The following is a 387-nucleotide window of genomic DNA, read 5'->3' as shown; positions in this document are numbered from 1 at the left end:
GGGTCGGGGCCAGCTCCATCAGGCCGTGCACCTGACGCAGATACGTCCCGCTCAGGACCCCCCTGGTGCAAAAATGGGCCGCAAAATACACCAGACACGCAAAGTGCAGGACGTAAACCAGGTGGGCCAGCTGGCTGATGCGATGGGCCAGCAGCAGGACGGTGATCTGCAGCAACCAAGAGCAGACGTTTCCGGCGATCAGCGTGGCGTGCGGCATGGCCATGCGGGCCGCAGCCAGACGGCGGCCCGCGTCCAGGGCGCGGTCGTAGCGGGAGGTCACGGCGCCGACCACGGCATACACGGCCGCGGCCAACAACAATACGGCCGTGATTACATAAGTGCCCACAAGGCTCTGCGTGTCCAACCTGAGGGGCACGGCTACACCCC

1 protein-coding gene is annotated in these 387 nt (G+C 65.6%); it reads right to left on the bottom strand.

Annotated features, from left to right (window positions below; translation table 11 throughout):
- A partial coding sequence (locus D7W79_RS46695; RefSeq protein ID WP_244222300.1) for a Herpes gM protein family protein occupies nt 1-301 on the bottom strand: 301 nt, incomplete at its 3' end.
- Nucleotides 302-387: the final 86 nt, after the last annotated feature.

This window comes from Corallococcus exercitus (genome assembly GCF_003611585.1).
GTDB lineage: Bacteria > Myxococcota > Myxococcia > Myxococcales > Myxococcaceae > Corallococcus > Corallococcus exercitus.
Note: the sequence above shows the minus strand (reverse complement) of the source record. Positions and strands in the feature narration are given on the sequence as shown.